This is a genomic window from Thermotoga sp. (assembly GCF_021162145.1).
GTDB lineage: Bacteria > Thermotogota > Thermotogae > Thermotogales > Thermotogaceae > Thermotoga.
This window is the reverse complement of the sequence record NZ_JAGGZH010000075.1, coordinates 1-6,113: the sequence shown is the minus strand read 5'-3', so window position 1 is coordinate 6,113 and position 6,113 is coordinate 1. Positions and strand designations below refer to the sequence as shown.

Genomic DNA, 6,113 nt, shown 5'->3' with positions numbered 1-6,113 from the left:
GGTCTATTCCACCGGAAATGATGACGATAGTCATTCCAAAGGCTATAATCGCTTGAACGGAAACTTGCCTCAACACGTTGAGCAGATTAGAGATCGTTAGAAATCTATCGGAAAGGATCGACAGAACAACTAACAGTGCGATGAATCCAACAACTACCGGGTATCTCCTCACAAGATTCCATATCCCTTTCATTTCGCTTGCACCCCCACTGCTGCTTTCATGATGTTTTCTTGAGATATTTCGTCTTTCTCCAACAATGCTGTCATTCTGCCTCTATGCATAACCATCACTCGATCGCACAAATTCACTATCTCCGGTAACTCGGAGGAAATGAAGATAATCCCAGTTCCTTCGTTTGCCAGGTGGTTCATCAGCTCATAAATTTCCACTTTAGATCCCACATCGATACCACGGGTTGGTTCTACGAACACGGCAAGGCGTGGTTTCTTCGCCAGGTATTTCGCTATCACTACTTTTTGTTGATTACCACCTGACAGATTTTTAACCAGCTGTTTGATAGACGGAGTCTTGATATTCAGTTGTCTTACGAAACGCTCAGTGATCCTGGCCGATTGCTTCCAGTTTATCTTCATGAATCGTGAAACAATGTCTGTATTTGGAAGGATAATGTTTTTCATCACGCTCAATTCAAGGATGAGTCCCAGGGTTTTTCTATCTTCTGGAACCATGACGATACCATTTTCTAAAGCATCTAAAGGACTATCCAATCTTGTTATATCTTTTCCAAAAAGTGTCATCCTTTTGAAAGAGGGTTTCAGTGCTCCAAAAAGTCCCAAAGCGAGTTCACTCTTACCGCAACCCACCAGCCCAGCTATCCCGAAAATCTCCCCTTTTCTTAGTTCGAAAGAAAGAGGTTCTACATAACCTGGAACAGAAAATTCCTCCACTTCAAAAAGCACCTCTTTTGTACACTTGTTAAATTTGGGATACATTTCCGATATTTTCCTTCCTATCATCATCTGTATAATGGTGTCACGATCGTAGTCTCTCAAACTTCCTGTTCCTATCTTTTTCCCATCTCTCAAAACAGTGACCCTGTCTGCTATTTCAAATATTTCGTCGAGACGATGTGAGATGAATATTATAGAGATTCCGCGTTTCTTCAAATCACGCATTATTTCGAAAAGTCTTTTCACCTCATGTTCGGTAATAGTTGCAGTTGGTTCGTCCATTATCAGAATCTTCACTTTCCTGGAAAGGGCCTTGGCTATGGATACCAGCTGCTTCTCCGAAACACTCAATTCTTCTACCCTTTTATCAGGCTGAATATCAAATTCAAGCTGTTCCAAGAGATCACCAGTTTTTCTTACGAGATTTTTTCTCGAAACGTTCCAATTCTCCTCCAATCCCAAAAAGATGTTCTCAGCCACTGTAAGGTTTTCACAGAGGTTCAACTCCTGATGAATCATCGATATCCCATGGTTCTGCGCTTCGAGAATAGAGCTAAAAGTCACTTCTTTTCCATCCAAGAAGATCTTCCCCTCATCCGGTTTGAGGATTCCCGATAGTATTTTCATCAGAGTACTTTTACCGGCGCCGTTTTCTCCAACGAGCGCGTGGATCTCTCCCCTTTCCAGGTCAAAATCCACCTTGTCAAGAGCCACCACCCCTGGAAAGCGCTTCGTAATTTGTTTCATTTCGAGCAATTTCAAAATATCACCCCACTCACAAGAATGACGTTCGAATACGGTTTGTCAGCTCCTGTTCTTACGAATCCTTTCGAAGTTCTGGAAATCTTTTTGAACTCTTCATGGGGTATGAATTCTATTTTTACATCATTATTGCTTTTCTTTATAAGGTTAATCAGTAAATCTCGAGTTTCGGGATTTTTTTCGTTCATCTCCTCAGCCAGGATGATTTTCTCAATTTCCAGTTCTTTCAGAATAACTTCCACCACTTCCAAAAGCCCGGGTTTTCCCTTGTCGACCACTAAATCTACCTTTTTGGCTCCATCAGGTATTGGGAACCCCATATCGACGATTGCCAGCATGTCAGTATGTCCCATGTTCGCCACCATCTCGGATATAGTGGAGTTAAGGATTCCCGCTCGTTTCATACTCTGACCCTCCTTTAGTTGATTCTCTGATGATCAACTCTGTTTCAAGCACGATCTTTTTATTCTTCCTGCTTTTCCCACTTATCATCCAATGAAGTATCTTTGCGGACTCGTAACCCATCGCGTGAAAAGGTTGTCTAACCGTTGTCAGTGATGGCTTGTAATGCTTACTGAACGGCAGATCGTCGAATCCGGTGACACTCACATTCCTGGGAACCTCGCATCCCATTTCCTCCAGGGCATCTATTGCTCCATACGCCATGAGGTCGTTTCCACAGACGACAGCATCGGGAATCTTCCTTAACTTCTTTACAAGTGAGAAACCGCTTTCGTAGGTGAACTTTCCAAAGAACACCACATAGTCACTTATCCCAGCTTCTTTAAGAGCATCCACAAACCCTCTCAACCTTTCCGTAGCACTGTACGTTCCTTCTTCTCCATTCAGAAAGGCAAACGATCTATGTCCTGTCTTCACCAAATACCACACAAGTTTTTTCATACCGTTATAATTGTCGCTAACCACATACGGCGCATCGTATCCTTCGTACACCCTATCCACAAAAACCACTTTCACTTTACTTAAGATGCCGCTCAATACTCGGTTGTTACTCCCTGCCCCTACCAGTAGCAATCCATCCATTTTCTTTGAAACCAACATCTCGATTAACTTTTCTTCTTCTTTAACATCATGGTTTGAACTACACACAATCAGAGAGATCTTTTTCTTTTTAAAGAAATCCTCAGCTCCTTTAACGATGAGCGAGAAGAATGGGTTTGTTATGTCAGGTACGATGAATCCCACTGTGTCGGTGTATCCTTTTCTCAAACTTCGTGCCACCAAATTTGGTGTGTATCCCAATTTCTTGATAACCTCAAGTACCTTTTCCTCAAGCTCTTTTCTCACCGGTGCGCTTTTGTTTATCACTCTTGAAACTGTGGAAGGCGAAACACCTGCCTCACGTGCTATATCTCTTATGGTCACTTTTTTCATAATTTCACCTTCAAAAACTCTTCCACTTCTTGTCGTGAAGGTATGGAGCTCTGGGCCCCGGGCCTTGTTACAGATATAGCCGCCGCCGCCATTCCAAAGAGCACAGCGTCTTCGAGACATTTGCCTTCTGCCAGCCCAACAGCAAAGGCACCGTTGAAGACATCCCCCGCTGCTGTTGTATCCTCAGCTTTTACCTTGAAAGCTGGAAAATGCCCCTTTTTGCGCTTGCTCACAACGAGAGCCCCTTTATTGCCGAGTTTTACTATCACGTTCTTGACGCCGAGTTCCAAAAACCTTTCAGCCGCTTTCTCAACAGACAAAAACTCATCGAAGAATTCCTTCGAGAGGGTTTCGATCTCTTCCTCGTTCGGTGTGAGATAGTCCACGTACTGAAAGATCTCTTCATTTATTCCCTGCGCAGGCGCGGGATCGAAAATTACGATACCGTTGAACCTTCTTGCACACTCCAAGGAGGTTTCAAACGAGATCTCGTTTTGAAGGAGAAGGATTTCACTTTCAGAGAGCGCTTCCCAATCGATTAGCTCTTTCTTCAATTTGGCATTCGCACCGGAAAAGATGATGATTCTGTTCTGGCCGCTTTTGTCCACCTCTATGAAAGCTCTTCCAGTAGGGACATTTACTTGGATGTACCCCTCTATTCCATGCCTTTCAAAATTATCCGAGAGGATTTTTGCATAATCGTCGTTTCCTAAACATGTCAGGAAGTGGCAACCTCTTTCTCCTATCTTTGCAACTGTCACCGCCTGGTTTGCCCCTTTTCCACCGGGGAAAATGCTCATCTCGAGTGCTCTTTGAGTTTCACCCGGTTTGGTAAAGTGATCGACCTTGAGGACGATGTCTATGTTCGAGCTTCCCACAATTGATATCATTTGTGCTTGCCTCCTTGTATGGAGTTCTTGAAAACGTTTTCGAAATCGTTTTCGCAACAATGATAACATAAATTAAAACAAAACGTCAACCTGAGAAAAACGAAGAAAATCCACCATAAACACTTATAATTTCTGTTAATCATCAGAAAACAGATTTTTTCCATATTATCCACGAATGAAAAGCTCCAAAGCATGGAATTCCATGGTAACATGTTAAGAGTGGAAGGAGGGATCTCTGTGAAGAAGAGTCTCATTGTTCTGATAATTGTGTTGATCTTGGTGGTCGTCATCATCGGTACCACGATCGGATATTACAACTTTCTTGTCTCGCTGGAGCAGGAAGTGGAGGAAAAATACAGTCAGATACAAAACCAACTCCAGAGGCGAGCAGATCTCATACCGAACCTCGTGGAAACGGTGAAGGGTTACGCCTCACACGAAAAAGAAATTTTCGAAGAATTGGCAAACGCCCGTGCAAAGCTCATAGGTGCAAGAACCCCACAGGAGAGCGCTCAGGCTGATGCAGAACTTTCTTCTGCCCTCTCAAGGCTTCTTGCCATAGCGGAGAACTATCCCACCCTCAAGGCAGACGCCAACTTCCGCCAGCTCATGGATGAACTTGCTGGAACGGAAAATAGGATCGCGGTTGCTCGAAGAGACTACAACGAAGCGGTGAAAAGGTACAACACCGCTATAAAGAGGTTTCCCGGTGTGATCTTTGCACGCCTGTTTGGATTCGAAGGGAAACAGTACTTCGAAGCGAAAGCTGGAGCAGAGCAGGTACCAGAGGTGAAGTTCTGATGAGAAAGATATTTTTTTTGATCCTTGCCACGACGCTCGTTCTTTTGTTTTCCGTTGAGTTTCCAAAGCCCACCTCGCACAAGTACGTAAACGACTATGTGGGGGTACTGGACTCAGAAACGGTGGGGAAGATCGTCTCCGTTGGAAAAGAATTAGAGGAAAAAACAACGGCTCAAGTTGTTGTGGTGATCGTTCCCTCACTTTCTGGTTTTACGGTAGAGGAGTACGCAAATTGCCTTTTCAGGGAGTGGGGAATAGGTCAGAAAGAAAAGAACAACGGAGTTCTTCTTCTTGTTGCCATGAACGACAGAAAATTGAGGATAGAAGTGGGTTATGGTTTGGAAGGAGCCATACCAGATGGAAAGGCAGGGAGAATCCTCGACGAGTACGTGATCCCTTACTTCAAAGAAGGAGAATATGACAAAGGTGTTTACTACGGGTATTTGGCGATTGCCAAAGAGGTAGCCAAAGAGTACGGAGTAGAACTTACGGAAACTTCCGAACTTCCCGAAAGAAGAACAGACATCAGTGGTCTTTCGATCATTATCATCGTTATCGCGTTTATCATCTTCTCTTCTATCCTAGGAAGGGGAGGATACTGGTACAGAGGTCCCAGATTTCCAGGTGGATTTGGTGGCCCCAGAGGCGGATCAGGGGGATCTGGTGGTTTCGGAGGAGGATCTTCTGGGGGTGGTGGTGCATCAAGAGGATGGTGATCTTGTAAAATAGAGCCCCGGGTCTGTCGGGGCTTCATCCTTCTATTTCTTCGATCCGTCCTGCTACAAAATCGACGATCTCCCTTATGTAATCCCTTGAAAAATTGAGTTCCGCTCCCGCCGCTCTGTACACCTCGTCTATCGGTGTCGAACATCCCAGAGTTAGAAAGTTCTGATAATCTTTTAGAGTCTTCTCTGGATTTTCCAGATAGTTCCTGTAAATTGCAAGGGCTCCGATCTGTGCGATTCCGTATTCGATGTAATAGAACGGTACCTCAAAGATGTGAAGTTGAAAGAGCCACCTTGTTTTCTTTTCTTCATCCAGATTTGACCAGTCTATTCCAGGATTGAACCTGTCCATCAGGTAAGCAAAGTACTCATCCCTTTCTTTGGGCGTGTGATCCGGGTTAGTGTAAATCCAGTGCTGGAAGGCGTCCACGATCATACACCACGGGAGGAAATAAAGAGTTCCCTCGAGTTCTTCAATCTTTGCTTTTTTGAGGTCTTCCACGTCCTCGTAAAACTCGTCCCAGTATTCCATGGAAATGAGTTCCATCGACATCGAAGCAAGTTCAGCAACCTCCATTCTATAGGGCCTGTAAAAGACAGGAAGACTTAGAGTTTCAAAAGAATGCAT

The 6,113-nt window shown here is 44.2% G+C and carries 7 protein-coding genes and 1 pseudogene; 2 read left to right on the top strand and 6 right to left on the bottom strand.

The features are described from left to right. The 5 genes and pseudogenes from J7K79_RS04990 to rbsK all read right to left on the bottom strand — a co-directional run. A pseudogene (locus tag J7K79_RS04990) lies at nucleotides 1-193 on the bottom strand (ribose ABC transporter permease); the annotation flags it as partial. Next, nucleotides 190-1,674, bottom strand: coding sequence for a sugar ABC transporter ATP-binding protein (locus J7K79_RS04985; protein ID WP_296905786.1), 1,485 nt, complete (start codon nucleotides 1,672-1,674; stop codon nucleotides 190-192). The pseudogene J7K79_RS04990 and the gene J7K79_RS04985, both read right to left, overlap by 4 nt. Continuing rightward, entirely contained in the window at nucleotides 1,671-2,078 is a 408-nt protein-coding gene (gene rbsD, locus J7K79_RS04980; protein ID WP_296905784.1) for a D-ribose pyranase, read from the bottom strand. Before rbsD ends, J7K79_RS04985 begins: the two co-directional genes overlap by 4 nt. Next, on the bottom strand, nucleotides 2,056-3,069 hold the full coding sequence (locus J7K79_RS04975) for a LacI family DNA-binding transcriptional regulator (protein WP_296905782.1): 1,014 nt from the start codon (nucleotides 3,067-3,069) through the stop codon (nucleotides 2,056-2,058). The genes rbsD and J7K79_RS04975 overlap by 23 nt, the downstream gene beginning before the upstream one ends. Continuing rightward, on the bottom strand, nucleotides 3,066-3,959 hold the full coding sequence (gene rbsK, locus J7K79_RS04970) for a ribokinase (protein ID WP_296905780.1): 894 nt from the start codon (nucleotides 3,957-3,959) through the stop codon (nucleotides 3,066-3,068). Before rbsK ends, J7K79_RS04975 begins: the two co-directional genes overlap by 4 nt. 237 nt (nucleotides 3,960-4,196) lie before the next feature. Between rbsK and J7K79_RS04965 the strand changes: the two genes are divergently transcribed. Both J7K79_RS04965 and J7K79_RS04960 read left to right on the top strand, forming a co-directional pair. Next, entirely contained in the window at nucleotides 4,197-4,760 is a 564-nt protein-coding gene (locus J7K79_RS04965) for a LemA family protein (protein WP_296905778.1), read from the top strand. Then, nucleotides 4,760-5,476 carry a YgcG family protein gene (locus tag J7K79_RS04960; RefSeq protein ID WP_296905776.1) on the top strand — a complete coding sequence of 239 codons (717 nt, stop codon included), beginning with the start codon at nucleotides 4,760-4,762 and terminating at the stop codon, nucleotides 5,474-5,476. Before J7K79_RS04965 ends, J7K79_RS04960 begins: the two co-directional genes overlap by 1 nt. Before the next feature lie 34 nt (nucleotides 5,477-5,510). Here the strand turns inward: J7K79_RS04960 and J7K79_RS04955 are convergent. Beyond that, a partial coding sequence (locus tag J7K79_RS04955; RefSeq protein ID WP_296905774.1) for a M3 family metallopeptidase occupies nucleotides 5,511-6,113 on the bottom strand: 603 nt, incomplete at its 5' end.

Coding starts and splice junctions, on each gene's coding strand:
- rbsD (WP_296905784.1), bottom strand. CDS start 2,078: ATGAAACGAGCGGGAATCCTTAACTCCACTATATCCGAGATGGTGGCG.
- J7K79_RS04975 (WP_296905782.1), bottom strand. CDS start 3,069: ATGAAAAAAGTGACCATAAGAGATATAGCACGTGAGGCAGGTGTTTCG.
- rbsK (WP_296905780.1), bottom strand. CDS start 3,959: ATGATATCAATTGTGGGAAGCTCGAACATAGACATCGTCCTCAAGGTC.
- J7K79_RS04960 (WP_296905776.1), top strand. CDS start 4,760: ATGAGAAAGATATTTTTTTTGATCCTTGCCACGACGCTCGTTCTTTTG.